This window comes from Synechococcus sp. RS9909 (assembly GCF_014279595.1).
GTDB lineage: Bacteria > Cyanobacteriota > Cyanobacteriia > PCC-6307 > Cyanobiaceae > Synechococcus_C.
In genome coordinates this window covers 1,815,528-1,829,912 of the sequence record NZ_CP047943.1, presented here as the reverse complement: position 1 = coordinate 1,829,912, position 14,385 = coordinate 1,815,528, and the positions used below count along the sequence as shown (strand labels likewise).

The window sequence follows — 14,385 nt, the reverse complement described above, 5'->3', positions numbered from 1 at the left end:
TCCCTGGGGTGGCTGGAGCGGCAGGATGCGGACGTTGTCTTGGCATGCATGGAGCTCGGGGATCTACTGGTGGTGGTGCCCCTGGGCCTGCTGGCCGGTGCCCTGGCGGGGTTGCTGGGAATCGGCGGCGGTTTGATCTTCGCTCCGTTATTGCTCTGGATGGGGCTGGCGCCGCATCAGGCTCTGGCCACCAGCACCTTCGCAATCGTTCCCACGGCCCTCGGGGGCACGCTCTCCCATGTGCGCCGCCGGCGCCTGCCGCTGCGGCCCGGGCTCGCCATCGGTCTGGCGGCGTTTCTGGCAGCCCTGGTGTTCAGCCGGCTCGGCCGCTTTGCGGCGGATTGGCATCTGCTCGGTCTCCAGGCCCTGTTGTATCTGATGCTCGCGCTCACGATCCAGGCGGATGCCGCGGCTTCGGAGGAGGTTGACGCTCGCCCGCTGCCCTTGGCCCCCCTGGCGGCCGTTGGCGGGGTGGCGGGACTGGCCGGGGGGCTGTTGGGTCTGGGTGGCGGCCTGGTGATGGTGCCCCTGATGGTGCGCGGGCTGGCGGTGCCCATTCATCTGGCGATCCGCTTCAGCACCTTGGCCGTGGCCTGTTCCTCCAGTGCGGCGTCCCTCCAGTTTCTGGGAGAAGCTCGGGGCGTGCCTGTGCTGGGCCTCGCATTGGGGGCGGTGGCGGCTGTGGCGGCCCAGTGGACGGCCTCCCGGCTCGATCGGGTGGGCGGTGTCCGCCTGGCCTGGATGCTCCGAGGGCTCTCCCTGTTGCTGGCGATCGACAGCGGTCGCCGGGCCGTGATGCTCGCCCTGCATCAGGGCGCCTGATCCAGCAGCTGCCAGAAGCCTGGATCGAGTTCATAGCCGAGGCTCTGGGCCATCAAGGTGAGGTTGCCGCGCTGGGATGCGCCTTCCGATCTGGCGAGCGTGTCGAGCAGGATCAGGCGGTGGGTGATCCAGAGTTCGAGGGCCTGGGGGTCGAAGCGCAGTCCTTCACCACGGCTGAAGCTGTGGGGCACCAGCATGGCCACATGCTGCACCAGGGAGCCCCCCTGACGCTCCAGCAGCAGCGGTAGCCAGGGGCAGCGACCATCGGCCCGCAGGGCCCAGAGTCGCGGTTCCGGGCATTCGCTCACTTCGCGCGGATCGTCCCCGTTGCGGGGCCAGTCGTAACGCAACTCCAGCACCGGTCCAGCGGCCAGGCGCTCACTGAGGGGGGAGTGGAGCCAGTCCTGCAGGGGCGTGAGATCCAGGAGGCGGATGGCGTCCTGCGAGACCAGAACAGACATGGGCGGTGTGACAGGCCTTTGCGAATGATGGCGTCTGCGTTGGAGTTGGGAGAAGAATGGTGGTGGTTTTCTCTTGACGTCATGGCCAGCTCCCTCACCCAAGCTGAAGTGCTGATCGCTCTGGTGGTGGCGGCCCATGCCGGCGTGCTCGCTGTGCGTCTCTGCGTCAGCCTCTACCGCGCCTGATCCCGGGATCGGGCCTCTTGGCAGGTCCCACGGGCTGCGTTAGAAGCGAGCATCCGCGCGAACGACCTGATGGCGTCATCCTTGGCTCAGTCGTCCCGTCAGCGGCGTGAAGGTCGCGAGGTCTCCCAGCGTCGACCCCACGCCGCCGCCGCCCTGGCTTCTGAACTGCAACTCGAGACGGAGCGTCGGGAATTGCTTTGCAGTGCTCTGGCGCTCACCGTCAAGTTCGGTCTGGTCGCTCTGGGCGTGGTCAGCTTGGTCAATCTGTCCATGGCCTATCAACAGCGACTGGATCGACATAGCGAACTGGCGGCTGTTGTTGACGTGGAAACCGGCAAGCTGCGCCACCTCCAGCAGCGCTTCGATCGCCTGTTCACCCTCGGTGGTGACCAGCGCTTGATGGATGAGCAGGATCAGTGGATTGAACCCAACCGTCTACGGGTGATCTGGCGCTGAGTCGCCAAGTGTTGCGGTGTGATCTTTCCAGGGGCTTCGGCCAGGCGAGGCACGTTTACCTTGGCCCTCTGAACATTCTCGGCCCGCCCTGATGGCTGCTTCTCCTGCTTCTTCAGCTGCCTCCACCGCCACTCCGGGAACGGTGCTGATCACGGGAACCACATCCGGTGTGGGCTTGAATGCCGCCAAGGCCCTGGTCGATCGGGGCTGGCGTGTGGTGACCGCCAACCGCGACCCGGTGCGGGCCGCTCAGGCCGCGGAGTCTCTGGGGCTTCCCTCCGCACAGCTGCACCATCTGCGCATCGATCTGGGCGATCTCGACAGTGTGCGGGCCGGCGTAGAGGCCCTGATCGGCTCCCTCCCTGGTGAACTCGACGCCCTGGTCTGCAACGCCGCCGTCTACAAACCCCGCCTCAAGGAGCCGGAGCGCTCACCCCAGGGCTATGAGATCTCGATGGCCACGAATCATTTCGGCCATTTTCTCCTGATTCAGTTGCTGATGCCCACACTCCAGGCGTCCAGTCACCCGTCACGTCGGGTGGTGATCCTCGGCACGGTCACCGCCAATTCCAAGGAGCTGGGCGGCAAGATTCCCATCCCGGCGCCGGCCGATCTCGGCGATCTGTCGGGCTTCGAGCAGGGGTTCCAGGCTCCGATCAGCATGGCCAGCGGCAAGCCCTTCAAGCCTGGCAAGGCCTACAAAGACAGCAAGCTGTGCAACATGATCACCAGCCAGGAGCTGCATCGGCGCCTGCATGAGCCGACCGGAATCGTGTTCAGCTCGCTCTACCCCGGCTGCGTGGCTGATACACCCCTGTTTCGCGACACACCAAAGGCGTTTCAGACCATCTTCCCCTGGTTCCAGAAAAACATCACCGGCGGCTATGTGACCCAGGCCCTGGCCGGGGAGCGGGTGGCCCAGGTCGTTGCCGATCCAGACTTCGGCACCTCTGGAGTGCACTGGAGCTGGGGCAATCGGCAGAAGAAGGATGGTCGTCAGTTCAGTCAGGAGTTGTCTGACAAAGCCACAGACCCACGCACGGCGCAACGGGTCTGGGACCTGTCGATGCAGTTGGTGGGGGTAGCGGCCGAGGCCTGATCTCAGTCGAAGCCCAGCAGATCAAAAATCTCCCGGTCCTTCAGTGGCGAAGCCTCGAGGGGCTCAACGCTATCGAGCAGGGTCTGGGCCAGGCGCAGGTATTCATTGCGGACGTCTTTAACGCCTGGCTCGTCGTCGTCCATTTCGAAAATCGTGCATTTCTTCAGGCGTGAGCGGCGGATCGCATCCACATCGCGGAAATGGGCCATCGTGCGCAAGCCTGTGCGGCTGTTGAAGCGATCGATCTGATCGGTGTCGGCCGAGCGGTTGGCCACCACACCGCCAAGCCGCACCTTGTAGTTTTTCGCTTTGGCCTGGATCGCCGCCACGATGCGGTTCATCGCGAAGATGGAATCGAAGTCATTGGCGGTGACGATCAGGCAGTAGTTGGCATGCTGCAGCGGCGCTGCAAAGCCGCCGCACACCACATCACCGAGCACGTCAAAGATCACCACATCGGTGTCTTCAAGCAGGTGGTGCTCCTTCAGGAGCTTCACCGTTTGACCGGTGACGTAGCCGCCGCAGCCCGTGCCGGCAGGGGGGCCACCGCTTTCCACACATTGGACGCCGTTGTAGCCAGGAAAGACGAAATCCTCAGGACGCAGTTCTTCGCTGTGGAAGTCCACCTCTTCGAGGATGTCGATCACGGTGGGCACCATGCGGTGCGTCAGCGTGAAGGTGCTGTCGTGTTTCGGGTCGCAGCCGATCTGCAGCACCCGCTTGCCTAGCTTGGAGAAGGCGGCCGAGAGGTTGGAGCTGGTGGTGCTCTTGCCGATGCCGCCCTTGCCGTAAACGGCAATCACCAGGGCTCCCTCCTCGATCTGGAGGCCGGCCTCCTGGTGCACTTGGACACTGCCTTCACCGTCGGTCGGGCGTTTCAGTGTTGATGTCATGGTGAATGGTCTCCTGAGTGTCTGGACAGTGGTGCTGAGGCTTGGTGGCCGGTGTCAGGTGCTGAAGTGGGCCTTGGCGTCGTACAGCGTTTCGCTGTCGATCTGATGTTTCCCCTGCTGCCTGGCGAAACATTCGGTGTTGCGTTTCACCTTGCCGCGCACGAAGAAGGGAATCTTTTTCAGCTCCGCTTCGCCGTCGCGGGTCCATTGCAGCTCCACGTTGAGATTCGCGGCGGGGTCCGGCTCTGAGCCTGCAGCGTCAAGATCGGTGCCGGCTGGCTTGGCCGTGTCGGCTCTGCCGAGATGGCCAAGATGGCTCGGCTGGTCATCCACAAACTCGAAGTCGTGGCGGAACATGCCGATCAGGTGTTCCTCCAGCCCCATCATCAGCGGGTGAACCCAGCTGTCGAAAATCACATTGGCCCCTTCCCAACCCATCTGCGGGGCGTAGCGAGCGGGCACATCCTGAACATGCATCGGGGTGCTGATCACGGCGCAGGGGATGCCGAGCCGCTTGGCGCTGTGGCGTTCCATCTGGGTCCCGAGCACCAGCTCCGGTGCTGCGTCCGCCATGGCGGCCTCCACGCTCAGGTAGTCGTCGGTGATCAGGGCCTCGAGCCCCAGGTCTTTGGCGGCCGCCCGCACCGGCCGTGCCATCTCCCGGCTGTAGGTGCCGAGGCCCACCACCCTGAACCCCAGTTCCTGCTGGGCGATGCGAGCGGCCGCCAGGGCATGGCTCCCGTCTCCGAAGATGAACACTCGCTTCCCGGTGAGATAGGTGGAGTCCACCGAGGCGGCGTACCAGGGCAACCGCGACTGACGCTGGGCTTCCCGTGGATCCGGGGTTTCCAGGCCCAGCAGGCTGTGCAGTTCCTTCAGGAAGTCGGTGGTGGCCCCGATGCCAATCGGCACCGTACGCGTGAAGGGTTGTCCGAAATGGCGTTCCAGCCAGTTGCAGCAGGGTTCGGCGACCTCTGGAACCAGGCACACATTGGCGTCGGCCAGCGGAAGGCGCTCCACATCCGTCACCCGGGCACCCAGGGGCACCACGGCATTCACCTCGATGCCGTGCGCCTCCAGCAGGCGGCGGATCTCGAGAACGTCATCGCGACAGCGAAATCCCAGCAGGGACGGGCCGATCAGATTCACCCTTGGGCGCCGTTCCTGCTGGCGCCAGGCGCAGGGATCGTGATCGGTGGGGCCAGGGCGCTGATGTTGGAGTAGGCCGCGCACCAGTTGGTAGAGCGTTTCAGCAGCCCCCCAGTTCTCTTTTTTGCTGTAAGCCGGCAACTCCAGGCTCACAACCGGTAGCTCCAGCCCCATGCCGGCAGCCAAGGCACCAGGTTGATCCTGAATCAGCTCGGCCGTGCAGCTCTCGCCCACCAGCAGGGCATCGGGCTGGAAGCGATCCACCGCTTCACGCACATGTCGCTTCACCAGCTCCGCCGTGTCGCCACTGAGATCACGGGCCTGAAACGTGGTGTAGGTGACGGGTGGGCGGCGATCGCGCCGCTCGATCATCGTGAACAGCAGATCGGCGTAGGTGTCCCCCTGGGGGGCATGCAGTACGAAGTGCACACCCTCCATGGAGGCGGCGATCCGCATCGCTCCCACGTGAGGGGGGCCTTCATAGGTCCAGAGGGTGAGATCCATGCGGTGAGGGTGTGGGGTTAGGCGAAGGCGAGGGCACCGTGGCGTACCAGGGGGCGTGAGAACAGTTCGGCCAGGTCTCCGGCCTGGTCAATGCCATGGATCGGACTGAACACCAGCTCGATCGACCACTTGGTGGCGATGCCCTCCGCTTCGAGCGGGTTGGCCAGGCCCATGCCGCAGACCACCAGATCGGGGTGCGCCTGTCGCACCCGGTCGAGCTGCTGTTCCACGTGCTGCCCCTCCACCACCCGGGTGTCGGCGGGCAGGAGTTTCAGTTCCTCCTCCATCAGATCGCGGTGGAGGTAAGGCGTGCCCACCTCCACCAACTCCATGCCGCATTCCCGGTGCAGGAAGCGGGCGAGGGGTAGTTCCAGTTGTGAGTCCGGCAGCAGGACGATTCGCTTGCCTTGCAGGCGCTGCCGGTGGGGCTCCAGGGCCTGGCGCGCCCGGGCGCTGAGGGGATCGAGGGTGGCGTGGATGATCGGCTCGTCGATGCCCCAGGCCCTGGCCGCGGCTTCCATCCACAACCGACTGCCCTCTGCCCCCAGTGGATAGGGCGCCCTGATCAGTTCGGCGCCGCGGGCCTGTAGCTGGCGGCTGGTGTCGCTCAGATAGGGCTGGCAGAGCAGCATCCGGGTGCCGCGGCCGACGGGCGGACAATCGGTCGACAGGCGCGGCGGAAAGCTCCGCACCGTTTCGATTCCCATGCGCTGGAACAGGGTGATCAGCCGGTCTTCCACCGCATGGGCCAGGGTCCCCACCAGCAACAACTGGGGCTCATCCCGCGCGGGCAGCGTCGGCACCAGGGCCGCCAGGGCACCGTCCTCCCCCTGGGTGAAGGTGGTTTCGATGCCGCTGCCGGAGTAATTCACCACCCGCACCCGGCCGGAGAGGCTGGCATTGAGCCGTTCCGCCGCCCGGGCCAGATCCAGCTTGATCACCTCGCTGGGGCAGGACCCCACCAGGAACAGGGTGCGGATTTCGGGGCGTCGTTGCAGCAGGTCGCGGGCGACGCGGTCCAGTTCCTCCTGGGCATCGGCGAGGCCGGCGAGATCCCGCTCGCTCAGGATGGCGGTGCCGAAGCGTGGCTCGGCGAAGATCATCACGCCGGCGGCGCTTTGAATCAGGTGGGCACAGGTGCGTGACCCCACCACCAGAAAAAAGGCATCCGGCATGCGTCGATGCAGCCAGACGATCGAGGTGAGGCCGCAGAACACCTCTCTTGGGCCCGATTCCTTCCGCAGGTTGGTGAGCATCCCGCTCCGGGGGTGGTGGCTTCAGGGTGGCGCCGGAATCGGCTGAGGCGCCTGTACTCAGGAACTCTTCGGGATCAGGCGGTCTGGGCGGAGGAAGTTGCGTCTACATTTCTGCCGCAATCGTTCTGCATCTCCCATGTCTCCTTTGCGCGTCCTGCCTGCGGTCCTCGCCCTGACCGTGGTTTTGGCGGCTTGTCAATCGCCAGAGAAGAAGGCGGTCAAGGATGAGGTGAAGGTGGCCCAGGGTGTGGAAGCGGTCTGTGCCGCTCGCGTCGATGTGGATGCCGCCCTCGAAACGGTCAACGGCCTGACGCCCCAATCCACGATCGGCGATGCTGAGAAGGCTGGCGAGCAGCTGAAGTCGGCCCTGGCCAAGCTTGAGGGCGCCGAAGAGCAGCTCAACAAGGCTGAAGTGAAGGAATACCGCGATCAGGTGGCCATCTTCCGGAAGGAAGTGGAAACGGTGAGCAAAGACAAGTCGCTCACCCTCGAGCAGGCGGCTGAGAAGCTCAAGGGCAAGGCCGCGCCTGTGGTGGCTGCCCAGGAGCAGCTGGCTGCCACCACCGTGTGCGTGGAAATCGATGAAACCGCCGCACCGAAGAAGGACGGGGCCAAGACCGACGAGAAGGCCAAGGAGGCTGACAAAGGTCAGTCCTGATTCCTCAGCACTCTGAAGTCTCAGAGGCGGCGGCGGAAGCGGTCATCGCTGAAGCCGCCCGAGGAGCGCGAGTCGGCGTCGAGACGTGTCAGCCTCCACACGTTGCGGCTGACACGTCGGGCCCGAAGTCCGCCCCGTTCGACCACATCCGCCCCTGGTCGGGCTCCGAGTAGGTGGGTGACCTCGGTTGTGGACAGTGGGGCGCCGGTGTCGATCGCGAGGGCCGTCAGCTCCAGACGCTGCCGCAGCTGGCGCAGCCCATCGGTCTCTTGCAGCGAGCTGGCGTTCAACCAGGGGAGTGGGTCCTGACTCTGATCGGCGAGCCGTTGCATCAGCGAGTAGCTCACCAGGCCGAGAGCCTGTTCCGCATTGAGCTGAGGAGCTGCCATCGATCCAAGCGCAGATGGCCGGACGGTATCGGTTGCCTGCCGCTGCGCAAGATTGCCACTGGTTTTTTGTCGTTGAGCTTCCGGTAAGATCCGCGCCATGAATCGTTTCGCCGGCTTCGATGCTCGGGAGCGGCGACGTGGCGGCAGCGCTCTCGTCACCGGCACGGAGGTTCGTTCCTCCGCAGGCGGTCCCAGCTGTGTGGTCACCACCGACAGCGAATCGCCGCGACTGACGCGGCTCAACAGCCATGTGCAGTCGATCGAACTGCGCACGCATGTGTTCATCGATTCCCTGCAGCCCCAGTTGGCGGCCTACATGGGTTCGGTGAGCCAGGGGTTCCTGCCGATTCCCGGCGATGCCTGCCTCTGGATGGAGGTGTCGCCAGGGATGGCGGTGCACCGTGTCACCGACATTGCTCTCAAGGCCAGCAATGTGCGGCTTGGCCAGATGGTGGTGGAGCGGGCCTTCGGATCCATGGCGCTCTACCACCGCGACCAGAGCACCGTGCTCCATTCCGGTGATGTGGTGCTGGAAGCGATCGGAAGCTCGGTTGAGCAGCGCAGTCCGGCGGATGTGAGCTGGACCGAGGTGATCCGGGCGATCACCCCCGACCATGCCGTGTTGATCAACCGTCAGAACCGTCGCGGTTCGATGATTGAAGCGGGCATGAGCATGTTCATCCTGGAAACGGAGCCGGCGGGTTACGTGTTGATCGCCGCCAATGAAGCGGAAAAGGCCTCCAACATCACGCTGGTGGATGTGAAAGCGGTGGGGGCGTTCGGGCGACTCACCCTCGCCGGCCGCGAGGGTGACGTGGAGGAGGCCGCCGCTGCTGCCATGCGTGCGATTGAGTTGGTCAACCGGCGATCCGCCGCGCGCTGATCAGTCCAGTCCGAGCCGGTTCCGCAGCCGGGGAGCCAGGCTTCTGGCCGCTTTGCCACGACTGCCCAGGCGGGCCAGCTGGGCCGGATTTAATTCGCCGTAGCTGCATTGTGCTTCCCGCACCCAGAACAGGGATTCGAGGCCGCCCCCTGGATAGGCCGGAGCCTGAAGCAGTTCTCCCCAGCACAGGCCCTCCGCTTCCTCGAGGCACTCGCCTTGTGGTGAACAGAGCACCATGGCGCTGCGAAAACGGGCGCTGCGGTAGGGGTGGCCTCTGAGGGCCTCCAGCAACCGACTCACCTTGTCGGCATCGGAGGAGGCGAAACGGGCGGAATAGAGCCCGGGCGCACCGTCCAGGGCGTCCACCTCGAGGCCGGAATCATCCGCCAGGGTCCAGTGCCCCGTGCGTTGGGCGGCGGCCCTCGCTTTGAGGCGAGCGTTCTCCAGGTAGGACGCGCCTGTTTCCTCCACCTCCAGGTCCGAGGGCTGACGACGAACCTCCAGGGGAAGAGGGCCGAGCATTGCCTCGATTTCAGCAACCTTGCCAGGATTGCCGCTGGCAATGGTGAGGGTGGGCCGTGCCAATCCGTGAGGCGATGGGGGCCTCCATTGTGTGGGTAAGGGGTAGGGGTCTCGGCGCTCGCTCGTCGGCCAGGAGTCAGATCGGGTTGAACATTCCACCCCCGCAGGCGCAGGGTTCTGTCTCCGAATGTGAAGTTATGGCGGTCACTGGGCGTTGACAATGCTGTGTGGCGGTGTGCTTACAGGAACCCCCACAGCCGTTCATAACAGTTGGGGCCTTGCTGATTAGCTGCGCTTATCAGGTTCACTATGGACAGTGATGCGCGAACAGGGCCGGATCGCTTGACGTCTGGGCTCGTGGCAGAGCAATGTCAGCGGCGAACATTCCACACCTTTCTTCGGTAGGCAATGGCTAACGAAACCATGGGCATCGCTCTCGGCATGATCGAGACCCGCGGCCTGGTCCCCGCGATCGAGGCGGCTGACGCCATGACCAAGGCTGCTGAAGTACGCCTGATTGGTCGTGAGTTCGTCGGCGGCGGTTACGTGACCGTGCTGGTGCGCGGTGAAACCGGTGCTGTGAACGCTGCCGTTCGCGCCGGTGCTGATGCCTGTGAGCGCGTGGGCGACGGCCTGGTAGCCGCCCACATCATCGCCCGCCCCCACCGTGAAGTGGAGCCTGCTCTGGGCAACGGCAACTTCCTGGGTCAGAAGGACTGAGATCTCCCGCTGACCCTCTGAGCGACCGGTGCTGACCATCGGTCCTCGAAGGTCGCAATCTCAACCCTTCCCTTCACCGACCTAACGGAGTTTTCCCCATGAGCAAGAAGTACGACGCAGGGGTCAAGGAGTACAGGGACACGTACTGGACTCCTGATTATGTTCCCCTCGATACCGATCTCCTGGCCTGCTTCAAGTGCACCGGCCAGGAAGGTGTGCCCAAGGAGGAAGTGGCTGCTGCTGTGGCAGCGGAATCTTCCACCGGCACCTGGTCCACCGTGTGGTCCGAGCTCCTCACCGACCTCGACTTCTACAAGGGCCGTTGCTACCGCATTGAAGACGTTCCTGGCGACAAGGAATCCTTTTATGCCTTCATCGCCTATCCCCTCGATCTGTTCGAAGAGGGGTCCATCACCAACGTGCTGACCTCCCTGGTCGGCAACGTGTTCGGCTTCAAGGCTCTGCGCCACCTGCGTCTCGAGGACATCCGCTTCCCGATTGCCTTCATCAAGAGCTGCTACGGCCCGCCGAATGGCATCCAGGTCGAGCGCGACCGGATGAACAAGTACGGCCGTCCTCTCCTCGGTTGCACCATCAAGCCGAAGCTCGGCCTGAGCGGTAAGAATTACGGCCGTGTGGTGTATGAGTGCCTGCGCGGCGGTCTCGACTTCACCAAGGACGACGAGAACATCAACTCCCAGCCTTTCCAGCGCTGGCAGAACCGTTTCGAGTTCGTGGCCGAAGCGATCAAGCTGTCGGAGCAGGAAACCGGTGAGCGTAAGGGTCACTACCTCAACGTGACCGCCAACACTCCCGAAGAGATGTATGAGCGCGCCGAGTTCGCCAAAGAGCTCGGCATGCCGATCATCATGCACGACTTCATTACCGGCGGCTTCACCGCCAATACCGGTCTGTCGAAGTGGTGCCGCAAGAACGGCATGCTCCTGCACATCCACCGCGCCATGCACGCGGTGATCGACCGTCACCCCAAGCACGGCATCCACTTCCGCGTCCTCGCCAAGTGTCTGCGTCTCTCCGGTGGTGACCAGCTCCACACCGGCACCGTGGTGGGCAAGCTCGAAGGTGATCGTCAGACCACCCTCGGCTACATCGACCAGCTGCGTGAATCCTTCGTTCCCGAAGATCGCAGCCGCGGCAACTTCTTCGATCAAGACTGGGGTTCCATGCCCGGTGTGTTCGCCGTTGCCTCCGGTGGTATCCACGTTTGGCACATGCCGGCCCTCGTCACCATTTTCGGTGATGACTCCGTTCTTCAGTTCGGTGGTGGTACCCACGGTCACCCCTGGGGCTCCGCTGCAGGTGCTGCCGCCAACCGCGTGGCCCTCGAGGCCTGCGTCAAGGCACGCAACGCCGGCCGTCATCTCGAGAAGGAGAGCCGCGACATCCTCACCGAGGCGGCGAAGCACAGCCCCGAGCTGGCCATCGCCCTCGAGACCTGGAAGGAGATCAAGTTCGAATTCGACACCGTCGACAAGCTCGACGTTCAGAACTGATCGTTTCTTCGGCCGGTTGATGCAACCGGCCAACCCTTTTTCTTACACCCAGGATCCCCATGCCTTTCCAGAGCACCGTGGGTGACTACCAAACAGTCGCCACCCTGGAGACCTTCGGCTTCCTCCCGCCGATGACCCAGGACGAGATCTACGACCAGATCGCCTACATCATCGCCCAGGGCTGGAGCCCGCTCGTTGAGCACGTCCATCCCAGCAATTCCATGGCCACCTATTGGTCCTATTGGAAGCTGCCTTTCTTCGGCGAGAAGGATCTCAACGTGGTGGTGAGTGAGCTCGAGGCCTGCCATCGCGCTTACCCCGACCATCACGTGCGCATCGTCGGTTACGACGCTTACACCCAAAGCCAGGGTGCCTGCTTCGTGGTCTTCGAAGGCCGCTGATCTTCGGATCGAACGGTTCCGAGCCCTGACCTTCTTCAGGGCTCAATTTTTTCTGGGGGGGGTTACCCCTCCACTTCACGACGAATCCATCGGGCGGACATGGCAAGACTTTCCAGTCGCGAACTCGCACTTGAACGCCGTAAGGCGCTCACCGCCTCCGGAAAGAAGGCGGCCGTCGCTGTTGGCAGTGCCAACCGGGTTCGCAATGCATCGGATGCCCACCAGACCCGCACCCAGGCCAATGGTGCTGACGAGCCCGCCGTCGTGACCACGCCAGAGCCCGTTGCTGCAGCTCCGCAACGGCTCGTGCGATCCACCACGGTGCGTTCCCAGGTCAAACCCATCAGCCAGCCAAGCCGCGAGCTGGTGCTCGCGCGCCGCGAAGCCCTGTCCCGTCGAGGCAAATCGGCCGATACCACGCGTGATCGCAATCGTGCCGATGTGGCCAAGCAGGCCAGCCAGTCGAGCAAGGTTGCTGCCAGTGCCAGCGAGGCCAAATCCTCCTGTTCCTGCGCTGGTGGCCAGCGGCCAGTGGAGAGCGCCGAAGCCCCAAGTCGTCCTGCAGCGCGCCTTCAACTGAGCAGCCGCAACGGCGAGCGCCGCTCTGCGACGCCGAAACGGCGGGCCATCGAAAACCCTAGCCGAGCTCTGGTGCTTGCCCGTCGTGAGGCGATGTCGAAGCACGGCAAAACCGCCGGCAAGCAGCCCACCAGTGCGGCGGCTGTCGCCCGACAGGCCAATCCCGATCTCACCAGCCGTGAGCTTGCCCAACAGGTGCGCGAGCTCCGTGCCAAGGCTGGTGCCCGCAATAAGCAAAGCGCCGGTGTGACCCGCCCCACCGGTCCTAATCGCCACGGCGCCAAGCAGGCTGCTGCTGCGGATGCCTCTTGGAAGGTGGGCGAAAGCACCACCAGCGCGGGCCAGACCGTGACCGGCACCCAGGCCAACCGTTCCGTGAAGACCACCGGCAACGAGGCCAGCACCTGTCGCACGATCACCGGCACGGAATACCTCGGCGCTGAGGTGTTCCAGACCTTCTGCCAGAGCGCGCCTCCGGTCACAACCCCAGCCAAGGTGCGGGTGTCGGCCACCAGCCACGGCAACCGGGTCACCGGAAACGAAGTCGGCCGCAGTGAGAAGGTCACCGGGGATGAGCCCGGCACCTGCAAGAACGTGACCGGCACCGAATACATCTCCGCCAACCAGGCCGCAGCCTGGTGTGGTGGTTCTCAGCCGTCGCCGCGCAAAGTGGGGCACAGCCTCACCGACCAGGGGCGTCCGGTGAGTGGGGTGATGGTCGGTCGCTCGTCCCGCGTCACCGGCGATGAGGCCGGCGCTGCCCGCAGCCTCACCGGCGATCAATATCTGGGCTCCGATCCCCTGCCCGAAGGCCGGTCTGCAGCGAAGGTCGGTGTGTCGGCCACTCTGTCGGGCACCGGTGTGACCGGCACCCTGGTGGGCCGGTCAGCCCAGGTGACCGGCAATGAATTCGGCTCTTGCCATCGCGTCAGCGGCGATCAATACATCAGTGCTGAACAGGTGAATGCGTTCTGCGGCACCAAAGCAGAACCGGAAGCGGCCAAGGTGGGGTTCAGCATCACCAACCGCAACCAGGTGGTGAGCGGCACCCGCACCGGTCGTTCGGACAAGGTCACCGGCGATGAGCCGGGCAGCTGCAAGGCGGTCACCGGTACTCCCTACGCCGGGCTTGAGCAGGCCGGTCAGTACTGCGGCACCCCTGCGGTCAAGGCCATGCGTGAGCGCACCCCTTCCCGTCCAGGAACCCCTGGCGCTGCCATGACCGGAATCCAGCCCGGCGTTGGCGGTGTGATGACCGGGGATGAACGTGGTGCCTGTGAAGCGGTGACCGGAACGCCCTATGTGGGGGCTGATCAGTTGGCCGCGGCCTGTGGCGCCGATGCCCCAGAGGGAACCGACAGCCATGGTGTTGCTCCTGAAGGAGCTGCCTGGACTCGCTTCAGCGTCATGTCTCCAGCCCGCGCCGCCCAGCAGCAGCGCGATCAACGCTCCGGCGTCACTGGCACGGCCTATGAGCAAGGGAGCCGTATCACCGGCCCTTTTGACATGGCTGGCGGCAAGGTGACCGGGACCGAGCAGTTTCGCTTCGATAACCGCGACTTCCAGAACCGTCAACAGCGTCAGTTCCAGCCCACGGTGGCTGTGGTGAGTGAGCCCTCAGCGCCACCCGCATCCCGGGTCACCGGAGAGGGATCCTCCACAAAAATTACCGGCGATGACTGGGATCGTGGTGAGCATGTCACCGGCACGGAAGGGGCCTCAGCCCGTCGTCGCAACCCCACCCGTCCCGGCCCCATGGGTGCGATGCCACCATTCGAGCGCAAGCGCAATCAGGAGACGGAGTGGCCTGTCAGCCGTGTGACCGGTTCCAGCGGTAACACCGACAAAGGGTCCCTGATCACCGTCTCCGGCGGCGCACGGGGCTGATCGGAG

Annotated in this window: 16 protein-coding genes; 10 read left to right on the top strand and 6 right to left on the bottom strand. The window is 64.5% G+C overall.

Annotation, left to right across the window (positions count from 1 at the left end; all coding sequences use genetic code 11):
* The first annotated feature begins 48 nt into the window (after positions 1-48).
* Positions 49-822, top strand: a complete 774-nt coding sequence (locus SynRS9909_RS09545) for a TSUP family transporter (RefSeq protein WP_007101957.1) — start codon at positions 49-51, stop codon at positions 820-822.
* On the opposite strand, the gene SynRS9909_RS09540 is transcribed toward SynRS9909_RS09545, so the two are convergent.
* Positions 810-1,283, bottom strand: a complete 474-nt coding sequence (locus tag SynRS9909_RS09540) for a CRR6 family NdhI maturation factor (protein ID WP_007101958.1) — start codon at positions 1,281-1,283, stop codon at positions 810-812. The genes SynRS9909_RS09545 and SynRS9909_RS09540 overlap by 13 nt on opposite strands.
* A gap of 81 nt (positions 1,284-1,364) precedes the next feature.
* On the opposite strand from SynRS9909_RS09540, the gene psaM reads away from it, so the two are divergent.
* From psaM to SynRS9909_RS09525, 3 genes are all read left to right on the top strand, one after another.
* A complete protein-coding gene (gene psaM / locus SynRS9909_RS09535; RefSeq protein WP_007101959.1) occupies positions 1,365-1,469 on the top strand; it encodes a photosystem I reaction center subunit XII in 105 nt (34 codons plus the stop codon).
* A gap of 69 nt (positions 1,470-1,538) precedes the next feature.
* Positions 1,539-1,925, top strand: a complete 387-nt coding sequence (locus SynRS9909_RS09530; RefSeq protein ID WP_007101960.1) for a hypothetical protein — start codon at positions 1,539-1,541, stop codon at positions 1,923-1,925.
* A gap of 91 nt (positions 1,926-2,016) precedes the next feature.
* On the top strand, positions 2,017-3,024 hold the full coding sequence (locus SynRS9909_RS09525; RefSeq protein ID WP_050752501.1) for a protochlorophyllide reductase: 1,008 nt from the start codon (positions 2,017-2,019) through the stop codon (positions 3,022-3,024).
* A 2-nt stretch (positions 3,025-3,026) separates the two neighbouring features.
* Here SynRS9909_RS09525 and bchL read toward each other — a convergent pair whose 3' ends face one another.
* The 3 genes from bchL to SynRS9909_RS09510 are packed head-to-tail and all read right to left on the bottom strand — an operon-like array spanning position 3,027 to position 6,826.
* A complete protein-coding gene (gene bchL, locus SynRS9909_RS09520) occupies positions 3,027-3,917 on the bottom strand; it encodes a ferredoxin:protochlorophyllide reductase (ATP-dependent) iron-sulfur ATP-binding protein (protein ID WP_038001202.1) in 891 nt (296 codons plus the stop codon).
* A gap of 54 nt (positions 3,918-3,971) precedes the next feature.
* Positions 3,972-5,570: a ferredoxin:protochlorophyllide reductase (ATP-dependent) subunit B gene (locus SynRS9909_RS09515; RefSeq protein ID WP_007101963.1), complete on the bottom strand. Its 1,599-nt coding sequence runs from the start codon at positions 5,568-5,570 to the stop codon at positions 3,972-3,974.
* Between the two features lie 17 nt (positions 5,571-5,587).
* The gene (locus tag SynRS9909_RS09510; RefSeq protein WP_007101964.1) at positions 5,588-6,826 is read right to left on the bottom strand and encodes a ferredoxin:protochlorophyllide reductase (ATP-dependent) subunit N; all 1,239 of its coding nucleotides are present in this window, start codon (positions 6,824-6,826) and stop codon (positions 5,588-5,590) included.
* Between the two features lie 136 nt (positions 6,827-6,962).
* Here SynRS9909_RS09510 and SynRS9909_RS09505 point away from each other — a divergent pair, with 136 nt between their 5' ends.
* Positions 6,963-7,484 carry a hypothetical protein gene (locus tag SynRS9909_RS09505; protein WP_007101965.1) on the top strand — a complete coding sequence of 174 codons (522 nt, stop codon included), beginning with the start codon at positions 6,963-6,965 and terminating at the stop codon, positions 7,482-7,484.
* Between the two features lie 20 nt (positions 7,485-7,504).
* Here SynRS9909_RS09505 and SynRS9909_RS09500 read toward each other — a convergent pair whose 3' ends face one another.
* Complete coding sequence (locus tag SynRS9909_RS09500) at positions 7,505-7,873, bottom strand: hypothetical protein (RefSeq protein WP_007101966.1); 369 nt, start codon at positions 7,871-7,873, stop codon at positions 7,505-7,507.
* A gap of 97 nt (positions 7,874-7,970) precedes the next feature.
* Between SynRS9909_RS09500 and SynRS9909_RS09495 the strand changes: the two genes are divergently transcribed.
* Positions 7,971-8,756 carry a BMC domain-containing protein gene (locus tag SynRS9909_RS09495; RefSeq protein WP_007101967.1) on the top strand — a complete coding sequence of 262 codons (786 nt, stop codon included), beginning with the start codon at positions 7,971-7,973 and terminating at the stop codon, positions 8,754-8,756.
* On the opposite strand, the gene SynRS9909_RS09490 is transcribed toward SynRS9909_RS09495, so the two are convergent.
* Positions 8,757-9,341, bottom strand: coding sequence for a non-canonical purine NTP pyrophosphatase (locus tag SynRS9909_RS09490; protein WP_007101968.1), 585 nt, complete (start codon positions 9,339-9,341; stop codon positions 8,757-8,759).
* A gap of 345 nt (positions 9,342-9,686) precedes the next feature.
* Here SynRS9909_RS09490 and SynRS9909_RS09485 point away from each other — a divergent pair, with 345 nt between their 5' ends.
* The 4 genes from SynRS9909_RS09485 (at position 9,687) to SynRS9909_RS09470 (ending at position 14,379) form a co-directional block, all read left to right on the top strand.
* Entirely contained in the window at positions 9,687-9,998 is a 312-nt protein-coding gene (locus tag SynRS9909_RS09485; RefSeq protein ID WP_006169870.1) for a BMC domain-containing protein, read from the top strand.
* Positions 9,999-10,096: 98 nt separating this feature from the next.
* Positions 10,097-11,512, top strand: a complete 1,416-nt coding sequence (locus SynRS9909_RS09480; protein WP_007101969.1) for a form I ribulose bisphosphate carboxylase large subunit — start codon at positions 10,097-10,099, stop codon at positions 11,510-11,512.
* Positions 11,513-11,571: 59 nt separating this feature from the next.
* The gene (locus SynRS9909_RS09475; RefSeq protein ID WP_006043651.1) at positions 11,572-11,913 is read left to right on the top strand and encodes a ribulose bisphosphate carboxylase small subunit; all 342 of its coding nucleotides are present in this window, start codon (positions 11,572-11,574) and stop codon (positions 11,911-11,913) included.
* A gap of 99 nt (positions 11,914-12,012) precedes the next feature.
* On the top strand, positions 12,013-14,379 hold the full coding sequence (locus SynRS9909_RS09470; protein WP_007101970.1) for a CsoS2 family carboxysome shell protein: 2,367 nt from the start codon (positions 12,013-12,015) through the stop codon (positions 14,377-14,379).
* The last annotated feature ends 6 nt before the right edge of the window (positions 14,380-14,385 follow it).

What these genes read in the sequence shown, in the direction of transcription:
- SynRS9909_RS09545 (WP_007101957.1), top strand. Translation starts at nt 49, where the DNA reads ATGGAGCTCGGGGATCTACTGGTGGTGGTGCCCCTGGGCCTGCTGGCC.
- SynRS9909_RS09540 (WP_007101958.1), bottom strand. Translation starts at nt 1,283, where the DNA reads ATGTCTGTTCTGGTCTCGCAGGACGCCATCCGCCTCCTGGATCTCACG.
- psaM (WP_007101959.1), top strand. Translation starts at nt 1,365, where the DNA reads ATGGCCAGCTCCCTCACCCAAGCTGAAGTGCTGATCGCTCTGGTGGTG.
- SynRS9909_RS09530 (WP_007101960.1), top strand. Translation starts at nt 1,539, where the DNA reads ATGGCGTCATCCTTGGCTCAGTCGTCCCGTCAGCGGCGTGAAGGTCGC.
- SynRS9909_RS09525 (WP_050752501.1), top strand. Translation starts at nt 2,017, where the DNA reads ATGGCTGCTTCTCCTGCTTCTTCAGCTGCCTCCACCGCCACTCCGGGA.
- bchL (WP_038001202.1), bottom strand. Translation starts at nt 3,917, where the DNA reads ATGACATCAACACTGAAACGCCCGACCGACGGTGAAGGCAGTGTCCAA.
- SynRS9909_RS09515 (WP_007101963.1), bottom strand. Translation starts at nt 5,570, where the DNA reads ATGGATCTCACCCTCTGGACCTATGAAGGCCCCCCTCACGTGGGAGCG.
- SynRS9909_RS09510 (WP_007101964.1), bottom strand. Translation starts at nt 6,826, where the DNA reads ATGCTCACCAACCTGCGGAAGGAATCGGGCCCAAGAGAGGTGTTCTGC.
- SynRS9909_RS09505 (WP_007101965.1), top strand. Translation starts at nt 6,963, where the DNA reads ATGTCTCCTTTGCGCGTCCTGCCTGCGGTCCTCGCCCTGACCGTGGTT.
- SynRS9909_RS09500 (WP_007101966.1), bottom strand. Translation starts at nt 7,873, where the DNA reads ATGGCAGCTCCTCAGCTCAATGCGGAACAGGCTCTCGGCCTGGTGAGC.
- SynRS9909_RS09495 (WP_007101967.1), top strand. Translation starts at nt 7,971, where the DNA reads ATGAATCGTTTCGCCGGCTTCGATGCTCGGGAGCGGCGACGTGGCGGC.
- SynRS9909_RS09485 (WP_006169870.1), top strand. Translation starts at nt 9,687, where the DNA reads ATGGCTAACGAAACCATGGGCATCGCTCTCGGCATGATCGAGACCCGC.
- SynRS9909_RS09480 (WP_007101969.1), top strand. Translation starts at nt 10,097, where the DNA reads ATGAGCAAGAAGTACGACGCAGGGGTCAAGGAGTACAGGGACACGTAC.
- SynRS9909_RS09475 (WP_006043651.1), top strand. Translation starts at nt 11,572, where the DNA reads ATGCCTTTCCAGAGCACCGTGGGTGACTACCAAACAGTCGCCACCCTG.
- SynRS9909_RS09470 (WP_007101970.1), top strand. Translation starts at nt 12,013, where the DNA reads ATGGCAAGACTTTCCAGTCGCGAACTCGCACTTGAACGCCGTAAGGCG.